Below are 18,014 nucleotides of genomic sequence, written 5' to 3'. Positions count from 1 at the left end.
TACCTGCCTTGTGAATTACAGGGAGAAGACGGTTAGGCTTTCCGAAAGAGACGGGCGAAGAAACTGCTGTTCTGGTCTTGCCGCGGAGCCAACGACAGCGCCAGATCCGCCAGACTCTTGGCGACAGGATTAGTGCGGGAGATTTCCACCAGGGGGACACCGCGGTTGATCGAGTTGTTGACTTCCTTATAGGAGTCCGGGATCGTGAGCAGCGCGACGGAGCCCAGCGAACGCCGCATGTCGCTGACGCCGATCTCGCCCGTCTTCTCGAAGCGATTGACGATCAGCTCGGTCTTGGTTGCCGGATAGCCCAGCGACTTGAATACCGCCAACAACTTGCCTGCATTTCGAATGGATGGCAGCCCCGCCTGCAGCACGGGGTAGATCCGCTGGGCACGATCCAGCGCCCTGATTGCCAGCGTGTTCAGATTTCGATCGAGATCCAGCAGGACGAAGTCGTACAGAGTCACGGCCAGAGCGAGGATGGCGTCGACATGTTCCGCCTTGACCTCCATGGCTTTGGACATGTCCTCCGGGGCGGCCAGGATGCTGAAGTTGGGCGCGACCTTGACCGTGCTTGCCACCAGGAAGGAGGCGTCCAGCCTGCTGATGTCGCGCGCGACATCTGCCACCGTGGAAGCGGGCTTGCCATCGCTGACGAAAGACAGGGCATCGCCGAACTGCAGATTCAGATCGATCAGCAGCACCGAACTGGTTTCGGCCAGCTGGTAGCCGAGATTGGTTGCCAGGAAAGTCGCGCCGCTGCCGCCTTTGCAGGGCATGAATGCCAGCACCTTGCCGGCCGTGGCGCCGTGAAGCCCCAGGAGCTTGGCCGCCATGCGGTTCACCGCGGCCTCCAGCGCAGCCGGCGTGGCCGGCGAAGGGAGCACCTCCCGCACACCGGCGCGCATGGAATTGATCAGGAATTCCGGCGTCTGGGTGGCACAAAGCAGAATCACGGCCACCTTCGGGTGGTGCGTGGTGACGTATTCGACCAGCGCCAGTTCATTGGGATCGCAGCACATGCCATCCACCACCATGAGGTCCGGTTGCTCCTGCTCGGCAACCTGGCGCATTTTGCTTTTTCCGCCGTCGAACAGGACCACGGTGTGCGAATGAGCCTCGAGCACCCGGCTCATTTCCTGGAGATGACTCTTGCTGGGAGAAATAAGGGCGATTTTCATTTTTCATCCATCCATGTTCATGATGCGCAGATCGCATCGCTATTCAGGTCTTGGTGCATGACTTCCCGGGGCAGGAAGGTGGAAAAGGTCGGCATCGGAATAGGCGCAAGCCGAGCTGCACCGGCAATAGGAGAAATCCATTGGTAGTTGAGACTGGTGATCGTCACCGTGACGCCTTCGCAGGTCGCTGCGTTACATCCCGATGGGATCCATGCCACATCGATGGCGTTGATCTGCGGCAGCAGTGTTTGCATCTTTGCCAACACCTGCGCCTGTTGGAATGTGTCATCGCAAACCACCGCATACCGCGCGCCGGCCCTGGTCGCCTCGTTCGCGGCGCTCCAGGTGAAAAGCATGCGGGCGAAGTCCGTGATTCCGAACAGGAACATGAAAAATATGATCAGGCCCAGCGCGAATTCCACGATGGTCGCACCGGTTTGCTTTCTTTTCATGTCGCACCTCTCATCGTTGCCGTGATGTCGCTAAAGACAATATCGCCATTGGCATCGCCGAAAACGACGCCGAAGACGCTGATAAAAAGCGAATGAAACGTGAAGCCACTGATCCGGACGGTCACGGTATTTATCACCGGATTGGTGCCCGCCGTCTGCCAAGTGCAGCAGCTTGCCGCCGGCACGTTGGCAAGGCTGAGTCCGCGCACCAACGGCGTTCCTGTGCCCGCAAGATTGCCGTAGACCATCAGATTCTGAGCTTCTGTAATGTGGGTGCCCGGCGTTTGAAATGAGAGATAGCGCACGGCGTCCCGCGTCGATTTCGTAACGGCGTTGTACTCATACATTGCGCGTCCGAACTCCGTGGTGATAAAGGTCAGCAGCAACAAAAGGGGAATGATCAAGGCCAGCTCGACCAATGCCACTCCGGATTGTTTGGCTTTCATATCGACTCCTCACCTCACCAGAACCGGTACAAGCGGTCCGATAACACCACCTGGAAGGCCGCTGGTCGTGCAGGGGCCGCCGTCCGCCGAGGCATTGCCCCTGAATTCCAATTGCACGTTCGTCATCGGGATCGACAGAGGCTGCAGCATGAGCATGCATGCGTAGTCGACGACTTGGCCGGCGCCATTGATCACCGGTACCGTGACGATGCGTCGACTGCGTCCATATTGCTTATGCCCACCCGGCGTGTTGCCTGGCGCAGCCAGCTTCTGGAAGCTGTTCAGCGACAAATGGGGGGCTGAGATCGACTCGCAGCTGTCGGCGCCCTTGACCTTGGTCCCGGTGTCGGCGCAGGAGGCGAATGCCTGGCGCTTGGTCAGGAAATTCTCCGCGGTCGGCGCGACGGCGCCAGGCGCTGGACCATCGTAGGCGCTCTGCTGGGCCGGCCAGTTGGTCGCGGTGTAGGCGTAGCCAGTGAAGTCCGGGTTGCTCACAGTCGCGGCCGGATCGGCGGTGTTCTTGTAGATCCCAAAACGGTAGTTCCAGGCATCGGCGACGGAAGCCTGCACACCGGGAGTTCCCAATGTGTCGCCCACTTTCGTTCCGCAATGACCGTTCAACTCGGCTTCCGTTTCGGCTGCGTTGTTGGACCCGTCCAGATTGGCCCAGCCGATCTCGCCGCCCTGAGCCGCGCCCTGCTCGTTGATCAGGGTGACCCATTCGCCCACAGCGAACCCGTAGTTCGGTGCGGTGCCGCCTGGCTTGGGTTTGAGCCCCACCGGAACGGGGCAGCTGGTCTGCGCGCTGGCCCGGGTGGCGACCGCCGTCGCCGCCACGTTGTGAGTTGCCGGGTTGCCAGCCCTGTCGCCCGAAAAGGCGCCCATGGCCGCCAACAGCCACATCTTCACGTTCGGCTGCGTATGCTGGCACTGTGCGTACTTGGCGACCGCGAAATCGCCGGTCGTCACATATGCGGAATCCTTGAAGGTGATGTCGGCGTCGACGATCTGGCCCTGGCCGCTCCAGTCGACAGACTGCATGTTGACGCGGTTCAGGTTTCCGGCCGTCTTGCCGGCGCTTCTGGCGCGTTCGAATGCAGAACTCTGCCCGTCCAATTCCCCCGCCGCCGCCAACGCGCAGCTGTCCATTGCGGTTTGCAACTCTGTTTTGACAACAAATAGCCGGCCAAAGTCCAGTGCAATTCCCATGAAGCCGAGCAGAAACAGCAAGGCGAGCGCTGTGGTAATGATCACTGCCCCGCGCTGACGGTGGCGAGGGCAACGGTGAATGGCAACGCTTGGCATGAGAGCTCCTCTGTTAATCGAAACTTCGCCAATGGATTACGGGCACGAAGCCGTGGTCAGACAGTTGGTAAGTTTTTGGAGCACGCCACCAATGCCGGCACCGAGGGTCAGAGGCTGGAGTGCGACGATCAATGCGAGTGATATCACCGCGATGATCAACGCGTATTCCACGATCTGAGCGCCTTCCTCGTCCTTGAAAAATGCAGTCGACATGAGAATTTCCTTTGTCTGATTCAAGGTCAAGCTGAAGCCGGGATGGCGAGCGAATGATGAATTAGCCATCGCTCTCGCGCCAGGCCAGCAGCAACGCCACCAGGAAAGGCGCGTCGCCACTGCCTGACTGCCATGCGGTTGCAGTTACTAGCAGGTTGCCCCGTCGGTCAGGCAAGTTCCGACCTTGGCGATGAAGGCAGCGAAGTCGCCACCATTCAAGTCCCGCAGCGCCACGATCAGCACGAGCGAAATGACGGCGATGATCAGTGCGTACTCGACGATCTGAGCGCCTTCTTCGTCTTGCACAAAAGAGCCGATGGAATTGCGAGCCGCGTTAAAAAATTTATTCATTTGGATACCTTTGAATTGACTAAAAAAATGATGAATGAATTTGGTTGGTAGAGGATTCTGATACTCGGTTGTTCCAACTCCTTTCCATGAAATTTTTAAGACTTGGGACATTTTTTGGAGTCACTTGCCACTGCCGGCAATGTTCCCACCAATATTGATTACATTAACCACCGGTGGCGGCGTCTTGTAGGTTCCTTGATAAAGAATGATCGTCTCCCGCGCCGCTTTTCCGTCCATTCCAACCACCGGATCGGGATTCTTGCCGGCGTCCGGATTGATGATCATTTTTTTCTTGGCATCCCGAACGGCGTCGCCGAAGCGCGCGTCGTAATGGGGAGTCACCGATGAACAGCCCGCTACCAGGCCGATAAGCAGTGCAATGGCAAGCTTGGTCATGACGTCCTCTTTATTTGGTTTCGGAAGCGGGAGGGAAAGGTGCCGGCTGGGAGCTTTCCAGGGCACCGTTGAAATAGACCTCGGCGCGGCTGGGCACGACGTGGTTCTCCGTGGGCAGCCTGGGCGTTTCGGACAGCGGCTTGACCAGGCGCGGCGTGATCACGAACAGCAATTCCGTCTGGTCGTTCTGGAACTCGGTGCTGCGAGCGAGCGCGCCCACCACCGGCACCTCGCCGAGTCCCGGAAAGCGCTTGATCGTTTCGGTGACGTTGTTCTTGATCAGGCCGGCGATGACGAAGCTTTGACCGTCATTGAGCTGCACGGTGGTGTCGGCCCGGCGCACGGTGAGCGACGGCAGTACCGAGGTCACGCCAGTGACTGTCGTGAAGGGTGAGCCGGTCTGCGACAGATCCGAGACCTCGGACACCATCTTCAAATTGATCCGGCCGCCGTTCAGCACCGTGGGCGTGAATTTCACGCCGATGCCGAACTCTTTTTCTTCCAATGTGATAGTGGGGATGCCGCCGCCGCTCTGGGTCTGAGAGACAGGGATGAAGATCTTGCCGCCCGACAAGAAGCTGGCTTGCTGCCCGCTGATGGCCATGATGTTGGGCTCGGCCAGGACGCGCACCAGGCCATCGTCTTTCTGGCCGTCGAGTGCGACCGCCGTCTTGCCGACCCGCAGCGCTTCCGCAAATGCACCACCTCCGCTCAGGAAGCTGGAGATCAGCGTATAGGTGTTGGTGGCGCCGTTGGTGAATCTGCGCGCGGCGATGCTCGACCCCAGCCTGTCAAGCAAGGTCTTGCTGACTTCGGCGATCTTGACTTCGAGCATGACCTGCTGCGGCGACGTGATGCGCAGCAGGTTCACCACCTTCTTGCCGTCGCCGTAGGAGGTGGCCAGGCTCATCACGTCGTCGAGCTTCAGCGCGTCGCTGATCTCGCCGGTAAGCACGATCGCTCTTTCGGCGCCCCGCACCTTGATTCGGTTTTCCTCGGGCATCAGTTCAGTCAGCTTCGCCTGCAGCGCGCCCGAATCGATCGTGACGATGATGTCCTTGATGAAGCAAGCGCCCTGCGCGTTTTGCAGGATCACGTTCATGGATCCCGCGACTTTTCCCCTGAAGAACAGGTCGGTCGGGCTGAGCAGCATGACTTCCATGTCGGCCACGCCGTCGTTTGCATTCGCTTGGGAGGCGGGGGCGGGGCGCGCAGGCGCCGGTGCGGGTGCCGCTCCAGGCGCGGCCGTCGCGGCGGCACTCGGTGCAGGGGCTCTGCTCGGCGGTTGGCCGCTCACGATGATGCGGGCGACCCGCACATCGAGCGGTATGACAGTCGATTTCCCGAGGGTCACGTAGGTCGGGCGGTCGTCGTGGACCACGGACGTGCAGCGCTTGGTGCCGCCGGAACTTGCGGGACTGGCAGGAGCTGCACTGGGGGCCGCCGAAGTGACGGGGGGGTCGTCGGCCGCAAAAGATGGGCCAGTCAACGCCAGCGCCGCGAGCAGCACCAGGGACTTGTGGTTGTTGTGCACTTGAACTTCTCCTCTGTGTTCTTAGATCAGAAGCAATTGAGGGCTCGACCGGAGCTCTGAATGACTTCCACGCATTCCATCGGGGGCGCCATCACGGGCTTGCTGATGAAGGCCCTGGGCTTGGCCGTGGCAGGGGCCGGGGCAGCTGCCACCACCGATACGGGCAGGATTTCCTTGTCGCCAAAGAGCTGGCGCTTGGTGATTCCGTTGGTCGCGACCGTTGTCTTGTCCACCTGGTTGCGCAGCACCAGGGACAGCGTTCCGACGCTGCGGGCGAGATCGAGCTTTTCGGAATCCTCCGGCGACAACTCGAGCGTCACGGCGTTGACCACCTTGGGCTTGGTGTCGTCGCGGCTCGCTTCCTGTGCGATGGCCAGGACCAGCACGTGCTCCAGGACGGTCTTGCTGATCTGCTTTGCTTCTTCGCCCTTGGCCCTTTCCTGCTGCGCGTTCACCATGACGTCGACGTAGTTGCCGGGGAGCGCGAAGCCGGCGACGCCGACCACGTCGTTGACGCGCACCGTCATGGCCCGCTTGCCGGGGGCGATGACCGCGGAGAGGCCGCCTTTGGTTCCCACCGGTGCCAGCTTTCCTTCGAGGATCGCCTCGCCGCGCATCACGCTGACTTTGGCGACGCGGTCTTGCACGTCCTTGAGGTCGTTGAAGGCCCCGGCCGGGACAGACCCGCTCGGCCAATCGGTCGTCGACAGCATTTGCGCATTGATCTTGCTGCCGAGTTCGATATCGACCACGGCAACCACCACTTTGTTGGAAGCAATGTTTCCTTGCCGCGATACCCAGCCTGATGCATAGACGGCGGCAGCCAGGCCGATCATCAATGCCAGAATTAGAAGACCCATTGCCTTGATATTTCTCATTTAGTGCTCCACTAATTGATGTTTTCGATCTGCGCCGGCTATGCGTAGCCCAATTGCCGACCTAGTACGTAACCCATCGTCCCGATGCTGATGCAGATGCCATATGGGAGTTTTCCGATCGATTGGCTCGCCTCAACTCGACCATCGGGCCTGAAACCTGCGAACGTCGATGCCAGCATGCCGAAAACTGCGGCTTTTGCGTTGTGCAGCATGCGCCCCAGTTTTCCCTTGAGAAATGCAAATCCGAGCGCGGCTATTCCGCCCACGATGAATGCGAATAGAACGGCCTGGAGCGTTTCATGGACTCCGAGGAACGCACCGACCATCGCCATCAGCTTCACGTCGCCTGCGCCCATGACACCCAGCGCATAGGCCGGCAGCATGACCAGAAAGCCGAGGAAAAGTCCCCCGAACGCCTGCAAAAAAGCCGATGGCGGCGACACGGCAATGACGGTCTTGTAGACCAGCGCAAAAGCGGCACCGCCGAATGTCAGCCAATTTGGAATTCTGTAGGTGCGATAGTCGCTGATGGAGGCGACGACGAGCAGCACAAACAGCACCACAGTGCGCGGGTCGGTCGCCAGCATGGCCAGAAGTTCGAGTAGCGCGTGAAATTCTTGCATGTTCAATTTCCTTCAGTTCTGTTTGTGCCAAGCGAGCAATAAAAGCATGCAAACGACCAGAATCAGCGAACCCACGAGTGCATATTCCATGAGCGAGGCGCCCGCCTCTTCTTTCAATAGATCGGCGAACGTATGCGACAGATGCCTCGCAAATCGCATGCATTTCTCCGAGTTGCTCTTTCGTTGGAGGACTTGATCGGAATTACCGGCCAAGCGTTTGGCTTGGATCGAATGTAGAGATGCAAACAAATGGGTACATGAGCGTTGCGCCCTCATTTGGGCGGGACAGACCGCCTCTTTTGAAGGGGCTCTCGGCATGACAAAACGCCTACCAAAGTACTCATTGCCGAAGTCGACACGGACTTCCAGACGTGACTAAGCCGACCAGCAGCCGCTCAAGGACTCAGAGCGGCCGCGGTCGGCCAGTGGCGAACGTGTTCGAGGACGGCGGGCTGCGACTTGCCAACGGATCTGCAGGCCGATCGCGTGTTCTCCGAGTCAGTGAGCCACTGACACGAAAACGGAAGAAGCGCCCCTCAGCGAATGCTCGTCGAGTACGACGACGACCGGTGCGCGGAGCGGCCCGCGTGATCGCACTCCAGCGCCGCCAGCAGCGTCGTGGTTTCCCTGACCCGATCGCTCATCCTCTTGTTCAACGGTTTCCAGCCGCGGTACATCGGCACCACCACCAGCCAGCCGATGCCGATCACGCCGCCCAAGGCGCCTATGTATTCCCAGTGCATCGGTTCCATCGCGTTCCCTTGGTCGATTTGGAGTGGCTGTCCGCAGACAAGGGCGCGAGTGTGCCGAGTGCCGGGTCGAAGCGGCTACGACTTTGGTCTAGGTGCGGGGTCTTTCTACCTACAAAGCCGCGCATTTCGAGAAGCTTTGCACAGCGGGGTTCGACCCCGCCCGAGCTACTCGCTCTGGTACAGCGTCTCCACGCGTGCGAAATCGCGGCCGAACTGATTGACCTTGGCCTGGAAGGGCACGCTCTCGCCGGGCGCGATAGCCGGCAGGTTGTCGAGCAGCGTGAAGCCGGCCAGCTTGCCTTCGCCGTCGCGCAGGCTCACCCACAACCGCGACTTGCGAACGATGGCCTGGCCCGGATTGGTCACCGTGCCGCTGCCGTCGACGTACTTGTAGGTGTAGCGCCGGCTGAAGTTGACCAGCACGCTGCTCGTCGCCGCGCGGGTGTCTTCGACGCGCACCTGCAGTGGCATGCGAGGCCCGGGCATGGCGGCGCGGCGCATCGGCTTCCATTCCACGCGGGTGGCCGAGATGCGGTCGGCGTCGCGCGGCTCCAGCAGGACGGGAAAGCGCTCGCCCGGGTAGAGGTAGGCCGGCCCGGCGACGGCCGTGGTGCCGTCGAGCCGGTTGCCGTCGTAGCGCGAGATCACCGCGCCCGGCGCCAGGGCGATGGCCTCGCTGCTGCGGTTGACCACCTCGGCCAGGTAGACCGGCCGCTGCGTGATGTTGTGCGCGGGCACCAGCGGCAGCAACTCGATCTGCGCGAGATCGAAGCGCTCGGCCTCGTCGGCCAGCAGGTCCTCGCTGCCGAGGCGCAGCGATGGATGGAAGGCCTCCGGCGCCCCGGCCGTGCGGATCACGCGGTTGCTGCTCAGCACGCGCGTGCGGCCCTGCTGCTCCCCTTCGCTCAGGTTGTAGTCGATGCGGTAGTCCCATGCCGCGATCGGCACCTGGCGGCTGCCGAAGCGCTCGATGCGCACCTCCGCCGCGCTGCGCTCGCCCGGCTTGATCTCGTTGGCCTGCGAGAAGCCGCGGCCGAAGCCGATGACCGCACCGGCGTCGTCGTAGAGCGTGACCAGCACTTCCACGGCGGTCAGCGCCGCGGCATCCTTGCGCGCGTTGACGATGCGGCCGACCAGTCGCACCTCGCCCTCCTGCTGCACCAGGCGCACGCGCGTGAACTGCAGCCGCGGCCCTTCCACGGTCCGGTACGGCGCCGACAGCGAGGCCACCTGAAGCTCCTGGCGCGTGACGGTCTTGTCGCTCGGCAGGTCGATCAGGAGCGGCGCCGATTCGCCCGCCATCAGCGTGCCGATCGGCACCGATTCGCTGCGCTCGCCGATCCGGCTTTCGCCGTCGTAGAAGATGGCCTTGACGCTTGGCCGCTCGAGCGGCGTGCCGGCTTCGTTGCGCGCCATCACCAGCAGCCTGGGCCGAGCCGAGTTGCCGGCGCCTACCAGCACCTGACGCGGCGGATCGAGCTTGAGCCCGTCGATCGGGATCGCGCGCGGCGCCATCGAGGCCACCACCGGCCTGCCCGCGCCGGACGGCTCCTTGCGGTCCACGATGAAGGCCGTGACCACGAAGACGCCGGTGATCAGGACCACGCCGGCCACCGCGGCGATGCCCAACGACCGGCCGACCTGCCGGCCGCGCGCCGATTGTTCCGCCGCCAGCCGGCGCGCGGCTTCGTCCTTGACCTGGTCGAGCACCCGGCTCAGCCGCTCGGACACGTCGTCTTCGACGATCGAGACCGAGCCGCAATGCGCGCAGGTGTACTGGTTGAGCCCGGAGCGCTCGAGCACGCCGCTGCCGCATTCCCCGCACTTGAGCGTTTGCAGGTTGATGGTCACAGGGGCTCCTTGTTGGGCGTGGCGGCGTGGTACGGCGCGATCTTAGCGAGCTGGATCTCGCTCGCGGTGCAGCCCCATCCGGGCAGCACGCGCTTCAATCTGCCGTCGTTCAACGTTGCGGCAACCTCGGGCCGCGCCGCATGCACCGCGCCGTGGATCGCGAAGCCGATCGGGTTGACGCGGGCGCCCGAGCCATCGACCACCTCGCCGCGCACATTCACCTTGACGAGGCTCGATGCGCTGATCTCGGATGCCACATGACCGCTCACGCGCCCGCGAAGAACACGTCCAAGGTGGGGAAGCGATCGGTCCCGTGGATGCAATCCCACAGGTAGATCGCGAAGCCCAGGTCGCCGGTCCAGAGCGAGTAGCGCAGGTCGCCGAACTTTGCGAGGTCGTCGTCGGTCTGCCGGATGCCGTGCATGGCGAATGCGCGTGCGCGCTCCAGCCACCGCGCATCGCCGAAGCGGCGATGGAGCTTGAGAAAGGCATAGCCGTTGCCGCCTGTTCCATGGCAAAGATTGGAGCCCTTGCGGAGCGGACCGGCGGCCCATGTCGTTTCGCCGCCGGCCACGAGCAGGTCGTCCAACGAGGCATCGGGGAAGTCCGCGAGGCAGATGACGAAGCCGGGCGCACCGTGGCAGAACTGGACGAGCTTGGTCGCCGAGTCCTTGACCGGCGTGGAGTCCAGCTTCGGCCGCCAGTTGACATGCTGGCCGTCCCATTCCGCGGTCTGCCGAACGGTGTCGGCGATGCACTGCTGCCACGCGGCCCATTCGGCGCCGTCCAGCAGATGCCCTCCCCGGATAAGCACCGCAGCGGTCGCCACGAAGCCGTGCACCGCGTCGAGGAAAGTGTGTGTGTTCCCGTACAGGTCCTGAGTCCAGTAGCTGCAGGCAAACGCCGTCGACCATTCGAGCTGCGACCAGAGCTTGCGTGCGGTTGCCTGATAGAGCTGGGCCCACCGCGGGTCACCCGTCCGTTCCTGAAGAAAAAGAGCGGCGAGCAGCGTGCCCGGCGAACCCCACATGAGCTCGCGCGCGGGATGGTCCATCGTCGCCTCGATGAGCACGGCCAACTCGGCCGCCGTTTCTTCCGAAGGATCGTTCCAATGGCGCAGGAGCTGAATGCCGCTGTCGCCCATCAGATAGCTGCCGAAGGCCGATGGGCCGCGGTGCCCCATCGCCTTCCGGTTCGGCTTCAGCAGTGAATGAACGAAGGGGGCGTAGTCACACTGCAGCCGGCACGCGCCGCGTGCCTCCAGGTAGCGAAGCGCCCAGAACACGCCGCAGGCGCCCCAATAGAGCATGCAGGAAGGCGCGGGCTCGGCACTGTCCTTGGGATGCGTCGGCCACAGCAGCTCGGGAGAGAAGCGGGCTTCCGTCTGCCGCACGATCCGCTCGATCGTCTCGCGGGCAACCGCTTCATCCCAGGCGACCGGGCTCAGTGGTTCATGGCGGTCCGTCGAAAAGAGCATGGCGGTGTCGACGAGGATGACGAGGTGGAGCTCACGATAATGGCTTCGATGCAGAAACCAAGCCCGTCGATCGCTCCCATCGAAGTTTTGCCGCCGCACGCACCGCTGCCAGCCTACTACGGCGACGAGGTCGAGCACGACCGGTTCCTGCGCCGCATCTTCGACGACACCGCGCCCGACTACGAGCGCATCGAGCGGCTGCTCGCGCTCGGCTCGGGGCCGCGCTACCGGCGCGCCGCGCTGCTGCGAGCCGGGCTCGCAGCCGGCGCGCAGGTGCTCGACGTCGGCATCGGCACCGGCCTGGTCGCGCGCGAGGCGCTCGCCCTGATCGGCCCGCACGGCCGGCTGGTGGGCATCGACCCCAGTCCAGGCATGATGCGCGAGGTGGCACTGCCTGGGGTCGAGCTGATCCGCGGCCGGGCCGAAGCGCTGCCGCTGCCGGAGGCCGGCAGCAACTTCCTCAGCATGGGCTATGCGCTGCGCCACATCGCCGACGTGAATGCGGCCTTTGCCGAATTCTTCCGGGTGCTGCGCCCGGGCGGCCGGCTGCTCGTGCTCGAGATCACCAAGCCTGCGGGACCGATCGGCACGGCCTTGCTGAAGACCTACATGCGCACTGTCGTGCCGGTGATCGCGCGGATCGTGGCGCGCCGGCGCGACACCGCCGAGCTTTGGCGCTACTACTGGGACACGATCGAGGCCTGCATTCCCCCGGAATCGGTGCTGGCCGCGCTGCGCGCCGCCGGCTTCGAGGACGCGCATCGCCATGTTGAACTCGGCATCTTCTCCGAGTACACGGCCGTCAAACCGGCTTGATCAAACAGGAGTGACGGCCATGCGCTTCGGACTGATCGCCAGCAGGCTGCATCGCCAGGACGCGAGCGGTGGGCTGGCCCACTGGGCCGCTGTTTGCGACGACGGCATCCGCGCGCTGCAACTCGAGCTTCACGCGGTCGGCGGCACCTACGATGCGCTGATGCGGCAAGGCCTGCTCGCGGGCTACGAGCGCCTGGTGCGCTATCCCGACGGCCGGGACGGCGGCGTGATGCGGCTGGTGTCGCATATTGCCGGCGGCCTCGCCACCGCCAGCGAACTCGATGGCGTGATCTACCTGATCGATCCTGTGGATCCGTCCTCGCTGTATCCGGAAGCGCTGGCGCTCAAGCGCCAGTGCGTGGTCCACGGCAAGCCCTTCGTCTCCACGGTTGCAGGTGCCGCCGAATGGGTGGCGGTGGAGCTCGCGCATGCGGGCCTGGCTCCGGAAGAGAAAACCCGGCTCTCGGCGATCGACTCGCAGACGGTCGCCCTGATCGCGCACGACGCCTTGAAGGACCGCATGGTCGAGTTCGCGGCGACCCACTTCGACCTGCTGTCGAGGTTCAAGGCGCGCGTCGGCACGGGCACGACGGGCGGCCGGCTCAACGACATGGCCTGGTCGCGCGGCTGGCCCAAGGATCAGCCCTGGGTCCAGCGCTATCTCAGCGGCCCGCTGGGCGGCGATGCGCAGATCGCCGAGCTGGTGCTCGACCGCCGCTGCCAGAAGGCCATCTTCTTCGAGGACCCGCATGTCGCGCGCCAGCACGAGGCCGACATCCAGCTGCTCGAACGCGCCGTATGCAGCACGACGCGGGACACCACCTGCTTCAACTCCCCGGCGATGGCCGAGCGCTGGGCTTCAACCTTCTCCTGAACCGCCGGCCGAAGGCAGAATCCCCGCCTTCAGCCGTTTCCGCGGCATCAAGGACACGCAACACCATGAACGACCTATCGGCTTTTCCGATCACCAAGAAATGGCCCGCCCGGCATCCCGATCGGCTGCAGCTCTATTCCCTGCCGACGCCCAACGGTGTCAAGGTCTCGATCATGCTCGAAGAGACCGGCCTGCCCTACGAGCCGCATCTGGTCAGCTTCTCGACGAACGACCAGATGTCGCCCGAGTTCCTCTCGTTCAATCCCAACAACAAGATCCCGGCCATCCTCGATCCCGACGGTCCGGGCGGCAAGCCGCTGCCCTTGTTCGAATCGGGCGCGATCCTTCTCTACCTCGCGGACAAGACCGGCCAGCTCATGCCGAAGGACGCGGCCGGCCGCTGGGAAACCATCCAGTGGCTGATGTTCCAGATGGGCGGCATCGGTCCGATGTTCGGCCAGCTCGGCTTCTTCAACAAGTTCGCCGGCAAGGACTATGAAGACAAGCGCCCGCGCGACCGCTACGTCGAGGAAGCCAAGCGCCTGCTCGGCGTGCTCGAAGGGCGGCTCGCGGGCCGCAACTGGATCATGGGCGATGCCTATAGCATCGCCGACATCGCCACCTTTCCCTGGGTGCGCAATTTGATCGGTTTCTACGAAGCGGCGGACCTGGTCGAGATCCGGAACTTCCCGCAGGTCACGCGGGCGCTGGAGATGTTTCTCGCACGTCCGGCCGTCGCGCGGGGGCTGGGCATTCCCCAGCGGGACTGAACCCCGCTAGCCGCAACTGCCGATGTGTCCACAGGCGGTGCAGAAGTCGCAGCCGTCCTTCTGGATCATCGTCGCGTTGCCGCACTCCGGGCAGCGCGCGCCGGCCATCGGCTCCGCCTGCATGGGCGTGGATGCCGGCAGTTGCAGGATGCCCATCTCCTGCAGCGGGTAGCCCTCTTCGTCCAGCACGCCGAGCATCGCGTAGCGGTGGATGATCAGCCGCGCCAGGTACGCCACCGTCGAGGGCCAGGTCTGCTGCCGCTGCTGGCCGTGCGGCAAGCCCGGCACGAAAGCCATGAAGTGACCGAGCGGCTCGGCGTAGTTCAAGAGCTTGCGCAGCTTCATGCCGATCCATGCCGGGTCGAGCACGCGCATGTCGAGCGAGAGCACGCGCGCGAGCCCGTCCATCGCGCGCGGGCAGTTGCCCGAAAGCCCCAGCGCGCAAGGCCGGGTGACCGTGCCACCCTGCCCGTCCGGCACCAGCACCTCCTTGAGCGTCAGCGCGAAGGCCTCGTCGCTGGCCGGGTTGTGCACGTCCACCGACCAGGCGAGCGTTCCGTTCGGGCCGGTCTGCGGCTCCTCGCGGCTGAACATCGCGTCGATCACCGGCGTGGGCGCGGATTCGCCCTCCGCCCACAGCCCCAACTGCTCGCAGCGCCAGCGGATCACGGCGGCCGTGGCGGCCACCACGCCGGGAAAACGGCGCATCTCCCCATGGGGCGGAAAGGGCATCTCGAACGCGCGCTCTTCCTGCACGGTGGCCAGCGCATCGAGCTTCAGGCGCACCCAGGCCGCGTCCTTGGCGCGCAGGTCCATCGACAAGGTCTTGGCCAGCGCGCCGAGCCCGCGCGGCTGTTCGGCACCGTTGATCCACACCTCGAAGGGCGCGGGCTTGCCGTCCTCGGGCAGCTCGCCGATGAAGAGCGCGAATTCGCCGAAGAGATGCCGGACCATGTAGGTCCAGGCCGCGTTGCCGCCGGCCAGCTCCGGGCGCCCGGGCCAGCGCAGCGAGGCCAGCACCGGCCGCGGCATGCGTTCGAGCGCGAGGCGCTGGTTCAGGTGCGGGGCGTCGAGCGTTGCCGGCGCCTGCGCCTTCGCCGCGGCGGCTGCATCGACGCTGAGCACCGCGCCGAGCACCGTGTTGGGCCGGTAGGTCGCGAGTCCCTTCAGGCCGGACTTCCATGCCCGCAGGTACAGATCCTGGAAATCCGCGTACGGGTAGTCGGCCGGCACGTTGACGGTCTTCGAGATGCCGGTATCGACGTAGGGCGCCACCGCCGCGACCATCTCCTCGTGCGCCTGCGCGCTCATCTGCAGCGCGGTGACGAAGGCCCCGGTGAGCGGCGCCTGCTCGCCCTTCAGATGCCGGTACAGCCGCCAGGCATGGTCTTCGACCATGTGTTCTTCGAAAGTGCCCTCGGCGCTGCGCTTGCGGCGCGTGTAGGTCCACGAGAACGCCGGCTCGACGCCGTTGCTCGCGTTGTCGGCAAAGGCCAGGCTGATGGTGCCGGTCGGCGCGATGGAAAGCAGGTGCGAATTGCGCAGGCCTACAGCGCGGATGCGCTCCTTCAACGGTGCTGGCAGGCGCGAGGCGAAGGTGCCGCGGCGCAAGTAGAGGTCGGCGTTGAAGAGCGGAAAGACGCCGCGCTCGGCCGCCAGGTCCGCGGACGCACCGTAGGCCGCATCGCGCAGCACTTCGGCAATGCGGCGCGCCGCGGCGCGCGCGGCGGCGCTGTCGTAGCGCAGGTTCAGCATGACGAGCGCATCGCCCAGGCCGGTGAAGCCGAGGCCGATGCGGCGCTTGTTGCGCGCGTCTTCGCGCTGGCGCTCCAGCGGCCAGACGCTGATGTCGAGCACGTTGTCGAGCATGCGCACGGCCATGCGGGCCAAGCGCGCGAAGGCCTCCTCGTCGAAGCGCGCGGCCGGCTCGAAGGGATCGCGCACGAAGCGCGTCAGGTCGATCGAGCCGAGGCAGCAGCAACCGTAGGGCGGCAAAGGCTGCTCGCCGCAGGGGTTGGTGGCGGCGATGGTCTCGCAGTACGAGAGGTTGTTGTCGGCGTTGATGCGGTCGAGGAACAGCACGCCGGGCTCGGCATGGTCGTAGGTCGAACGCATGATCTGCTCCCACAGCGCGCGCGCCGGCAGCGTGCGATAGACCCACAGGCCGTCGTCGCGCTGGTAGGCGCCGCCGGCCTTCTGCCGCGGGCCCGGCGCCGCGCGGTGCACCAGATCGACCGGCCGGTCCTCCTGCACGGCCTGCATGAAGGCGTCGGTCAGTCCCACCGAGATGTTGAAGTTGGCCAGGTCGCCCTGGTCCTTGGCATGCACGAACTCGTCGATGTCCGGATGATCGCAGCGCAGCACGCCCATCTGCGCGCCGCGGCGCGCGCCGGCCGATTCGACCGTCTCGCAGGAGCGGTCGAACACCCGCATGTACGACACCGGCCCCGAGGCGCTCGACTGCGTGCTGCCGACCCAAGCGCCGCGCGGCCGGATGCGCGAGAAGTCGTAGCCCACGCCACCGCCGCGGCGCATGGTCTCGGCGGCCTCGGTGAGCGCGGTGTAGATGCCCGGATGGCCTTCTTCCTCCTGCGCGATCGAGTCGCCGACCGGCTGCACGAAGCAGTTGATCAGCGTGGCGGACAACGCCGTGCCGGCCGCCGAATTGATGCGCCCCGCGGGCAGGAAGCCGTCCTGCAAGGCCTGCAGGAAGCGCGCTTCCCACTGCGCACGTGCCTCGGGCGGCTCGGCCTGCGCCAATGCCCGCGCGACACGGCGGCGAACGTCGTCGATGCTGCGTTCATTGCCCTTGGCGTACTTCTCGAGCAGCACTTCCTCGCTGATCGGCTGCAACGGCAGCGCGGGCGCACTGATCGAACTCGTCGAGTTGGCCTGAGGATCCATGGTTTCGCTCCTGATGCGTCCTGCATCTTCGTCGAGGCGACCGATGTGCGTCAGGGGCCGGGCGGCTCGCCCCAGCGTGCGTTCGCGAAGGCGCAGATAAAGCGCTCCAGCTCATCCTGCGCCAGCCCGTCGATGCCGGCGGCCCGAGCCCGCCCGCCGCCGCCGAAGCGGCTGCACAGCGCGTGGGCGCCCGACGGCGACGCCAGCGGCGCGCGCACGCTGACGGCATAGCCCTTGCCCTGCTGCTTGAGCACCGCATGGGCGCGTTGCGGCTCGGCGTTCGCGAGCTCGTTGGCGATGCAACCGAGCACGCGGCGGCTCCATGGCGCATCCGGCAGCACGCGCACGCTGGCGCCCGCATCCTGCCAGAGCGGGGCAACGGCAAGCGCCTGCTGCAGATCGCTGTGGCGCTGCGCATCGATCTCGTCGACCACGGGCTCATAGGCCAGCATGTCGCGCGGGTCGCGGTAGCGCAGCATGATGGCGTGCAAGTCGCGCGGCGCGATGTGCACGTCGCGCTCCTCGTCGCCGTAGGCGTTGTAGTTGATCGCTTCCCCGAGCCGCCGCAGCAGCGCGCAGTCGCCGGCGTCGACGTTCGAATCGAGCGCCAGCCGGTCGGCGACCGCGGCCAGGTTGTCGCCGTAGATGCCCACCAGCGCCCAGGCGCGAAAGGCGCCGCCGAGATGGCGGTCGACGAGCAGGCTGGTGCAGACGTCAGTGGCGGTGTCGACGTGCGACTCGAGCAGCGGGTGCGCGGGCATGTCCTCCACCACGTGATGGTCGAAATAGCGCACGCGCACGCCGGCGTCGAGCAGGCGCTGCAAGGCCCCCCGGTTGGGCCGCATCGACAGGTCGAAGACATTGAGCTCGTCGCCGGCCTTCGCGGGCACGCGCCCGACGAGCGCGATCTCGCGCTTCAGGCCGGTCAGCAGCGCCGCGGGCGCGGGCTCGTGCAGCCGCCATTGCACGGCAGCGCACAGGCCGTCGGCATCGCCGTTGCAGATATCGAATCGTTGGGCCATCTCTCTTCCGCTAGCCGAATTCCGCGGGCACGCCAGGGGCTTGGCAAGGGTCGACCATATTCCTTGGGTGTCGCCGTTCATGAATCATGGAACGGAGCGACGTGTTGTTCAACCTACCTGGAGCCATTCACCATGAATGCCTTTAACCGTCTCGAGCGCATCGACA

At 64.7% G+C, this 18,014-nt stretch carries 19 protein-coding genes; 3 read left to right on the top strand and 16 right to left on the bottom strand.

All coding sequences use genetic code 11. From position 1 onward, the window contains the following. Positions 1 to 32 precede the first annotated feature (32 nt). From ACSQ9I_RS08190 to ACSQ9I_RS08125, 14 genes are all read right to left on the bottom strand, one after another. Positions 33 to 1,184: an AAA family ATPase gene (locus tag ACSQ9I_RS08190; RefSeq protein ID WP_436303251.1), complete on the bottom strand. Its 1,152-nt coding sequence runs from the start codon at positions 1,182 to 1,184 to the stop codon at positions 33 to 35. A gap of 17 nt (positions 1,185 to 1,201) precedes the next feature. After that, complete coding sequence (locus tag ACSQ9I_RS08185) at positions 1,202 to 1,636, bottom strand: TadE/TadG family type IV pilus assembly protein (RefSeq protein WP_436312801.1); 435 nt, start codon at positions 1,634 to 1,636, stop codon at positions 1,202 to 1,204. After that, positions 1,633 to 2,082, bottom strand: coding sequence for a TadE/TadG family type IV pilus assembly protein (locus ACSQ9I_RS08180; RefSeq protein ID WP_436303249.1), 450 nt, complete (start codon positions 2,080 to 2,082; stop codon positions 1,633 to 1,635). Before ACSQ9I_RS08180 ends, ACSQ9I_RS08185 begins: the two co-directional genes overlap by 4 nt. Before the next feature lie 9 nt (positions 2,083 to 2,091). After that, entirely contained in the window at positions 2,092 to 3,387 is a 1,296-nt protein-coding gene (locus tag ACSQ9I_RS08175; protein WP_436312800.1) for a pilus assembly protein TadG-related protein, read from the bottom strand. A gap of 36 nt (positions 3,388 to 3,423) precedes the next feature. Next, entirely contained in the window at positions 3,424 to 3,600 is a 177-nt protein-coding gene (locus tag ACSQ9I_RS08170; RefSeq protein WP_436312799.1) for a Flp family type IVb pilin, read from the bottom strand. Between the two features lie 147 nt (positions 3,601 to 3,747). Continuing rightward, positions 3,748 to 3,951, bottom strand: coding sequence for a Flp family type IVb pilin (locus tag ACSQ9I_RS08165; protein ID WP_436303246.1), 204 nt, complete (start codon positions 3,949 to 3,951; stop codon positions 3,748 to 3,750). Positions 3,952 to 4,071: 120 nt separating this feature from the next. Further along, a complete protein-coding gene (locus ACSQ9I_RS08160; protein ID WP_436303245.1) occupies positions 4,072 to 4,347 on the bottom strand; it encodes a hypothetical protein in 276 nt (91 codons plus the stop codon). 10 nt (positions 4,348 to 4,357) lie between these two features. Continuing rightward, entirely contained in the window at positions 4,358 to 5,860 is a 1,503-nt protein-coding gene (locus ACSQ9I_RS08155; RefSeq protein WP_436315729.1) for a type II and III secretion system protein family protein, read from the bottom strand. A gap of 47 nt (positions 5,861 to 5,907) precedes the next feature. Next, positions 5,908 to 6,759, bottom strand: coding sequence for a Flp pilus assembly protein CpaB (gene cpaB, locus ACSQ9I_RS08150; protein ID WP_436312798.1), 852 nt, complete (start codon positions 6,757 to 6,759; stop codon positions 5,908 to 5,910). Positions 6,760 to 6,797: 38 nt separating this feature from the next. Further along, positions 6,798 to 7,382 (bottom strand): A24 family peptidase, encoded by a 585-nt coding sequence (locus tag ACSQ9I_RS08145; protein ID WP_436312797.1) that lies wholly within the window; start codon positions 7,380 to 7,382, stop codon positions 6,798 to 6,800. Positions 7,383 to 7,918: 536 nt separating this feature from the next. Then, positions 7,919 to 8,134 carry a hypothetical protein gene (locus ACSQ9I_RS08140; RefSeq protein WP_436312796.1) on the bottom strand — a complete coding sequence of 72 codons (216 nt, stop codon included), beginning with the start codon at positions 8,132 to 8,134 and terminating at the stop codon, positions 7,919 to 7,921. 165 nt (positions 8,135 to 8,299) lie between these two features. Further along, positions 8,300 to 9,985, bottom strand: a complete 1,686-nt coding sequence (locus ACSQ9I_RS08135; protein WP_436312795.1) for an FxLYD domain-containing protein — start codon at positions 9,983 to 9,985, stop codon at positions 8,300 to 8,302. Next, a complete protein-coding gene (locus tag ACSQ9I_RS08130) occupies positions 9,982 to 10,242 on the bottom strand; it encodes a class II aldolase/adducin family protein (protein ID WP_436312794.1) in 261 nt (86 codons plus the stop codon). Before ACSQ9I_RS08130 ends, ACSQ9I_RS08135 begins: the two co-directional genes overlap by 4 nt. Positions 10,243 to 10,250: 8 nt before the next feature. Then, positions 10,251 to 11,600 carry a lanthionine synthetase C family protein gene (locus ACSQ9I_RS08125; RefSeq protein ID WP_436312793.1) on the bottom strand — a complete coding sequence of 450 codons (1,350 nt, stop codon included), beginning with the start codon at positions 11,598 to 11,600 and terminating at the stop codon, positions 10,251 to 10,253. Here ACSQ9I_RS08125 and ACSQ9I_RS08120 point away from each other — a divergent pair. From ACSQ9I_RS08120 to ACSQ9I_RS08110, 3 genes are all read left to right on the top strand, one after another. Beyond that, a complete protein-coding gene (locus ACSQ9I_RS08120) occupies positions 11,511 to 12,278 on the top strand; it encodes a class I SAM-dependent methyltransferase (protein ID WP_436312792.1) in 768 nt (255 codons plus the stop codon). The genes ACSQ9I_RS08125 and ACSQ9I_RS08120 overlap by 90 nt on opposite strands. 19 nt (positions 12,279 to 12,297) lie before the next feature. Beyond that, positions 12,298 to 13,152 carry a methylglyoxal synthase gene (locus ACSQ9I_RS08115; RefSeq protein WP_436312791.1) on the top strand — a complete coding sequence of 285 codons (855 nt, stop codon included), beginning with the start codon at positions 12,298 to 12,300 and terminating at the stop codon, positions 13,150 to 13,152. A 65-nt stretch (positions 13,153 to 13,217) separates the two neighbouring features. Beyond that, positions 13,218 to 13,922 carry a glutathione S-transferase N-terminal domain-containing protein gene (locus ACSQ9I_RS08110; RefSeq protein WP_436312790.1) on the top strand — a complete coding sequence of 235 codons (705 nt, stop codon included), beginning with the start codon at positions 13,218 to 13,220 and terminating at the stop codon, positions 13,920 to 13,922. A 6-nt stretch (positions 13,923 to 13,928) separates the two neighbouring features. Here the strand turns inward: ACSQ9I_RS08110 and ACSQ9I_RS08105 are convergent, their stop codons facing one another. Both ACSQ9I_RS08105 and ACSQ9I_RS08100 read right to left on the bottom strand, forming a co-directional pair. Next, positions 13,929 to 16,826 (bottom strand): adenosylcobalamin-dependent ribonucleoside-diphosphate reductase, encoded by a 2,898-nt coding sequence (locus tag ACSQ9I_RS08105; RefSeq protein WP_436312789.1) that lies wholly within the window; start codon positions 16,824 to 16,826, stop codon positions 13,929 to 13,931. A 50-nt stretch (positions 16,827 to 16,876) separates the two neighbouring features. Continuing rightward, positions 16,877 to 17,848, bottom strand: a complete 972-nt coding sequence (locus ACSQ9I_RS08100; RefSeq protein ID WP_436312788.1) for a DHHA1 domain-containing protein — start codon at positions 17,846 to 17,848, stop codon at positions 16,877 to 16,879. Between the last annotated feature and the right edge of the window lie 166 nt (positions 17,849 to 18,014).

The organism is Variovorax sp. LjRoot84 (genome assembly GCF_964254305.1).
Lineage (GTDB): Bacteria > Pseudomonadota > Gammaproteobacteria > Burkholderiales > Burkholderiaceae_C > Variovorax.
This window is presented reverse-complemented; position numbering and strand designations above follow the sequence as displayed.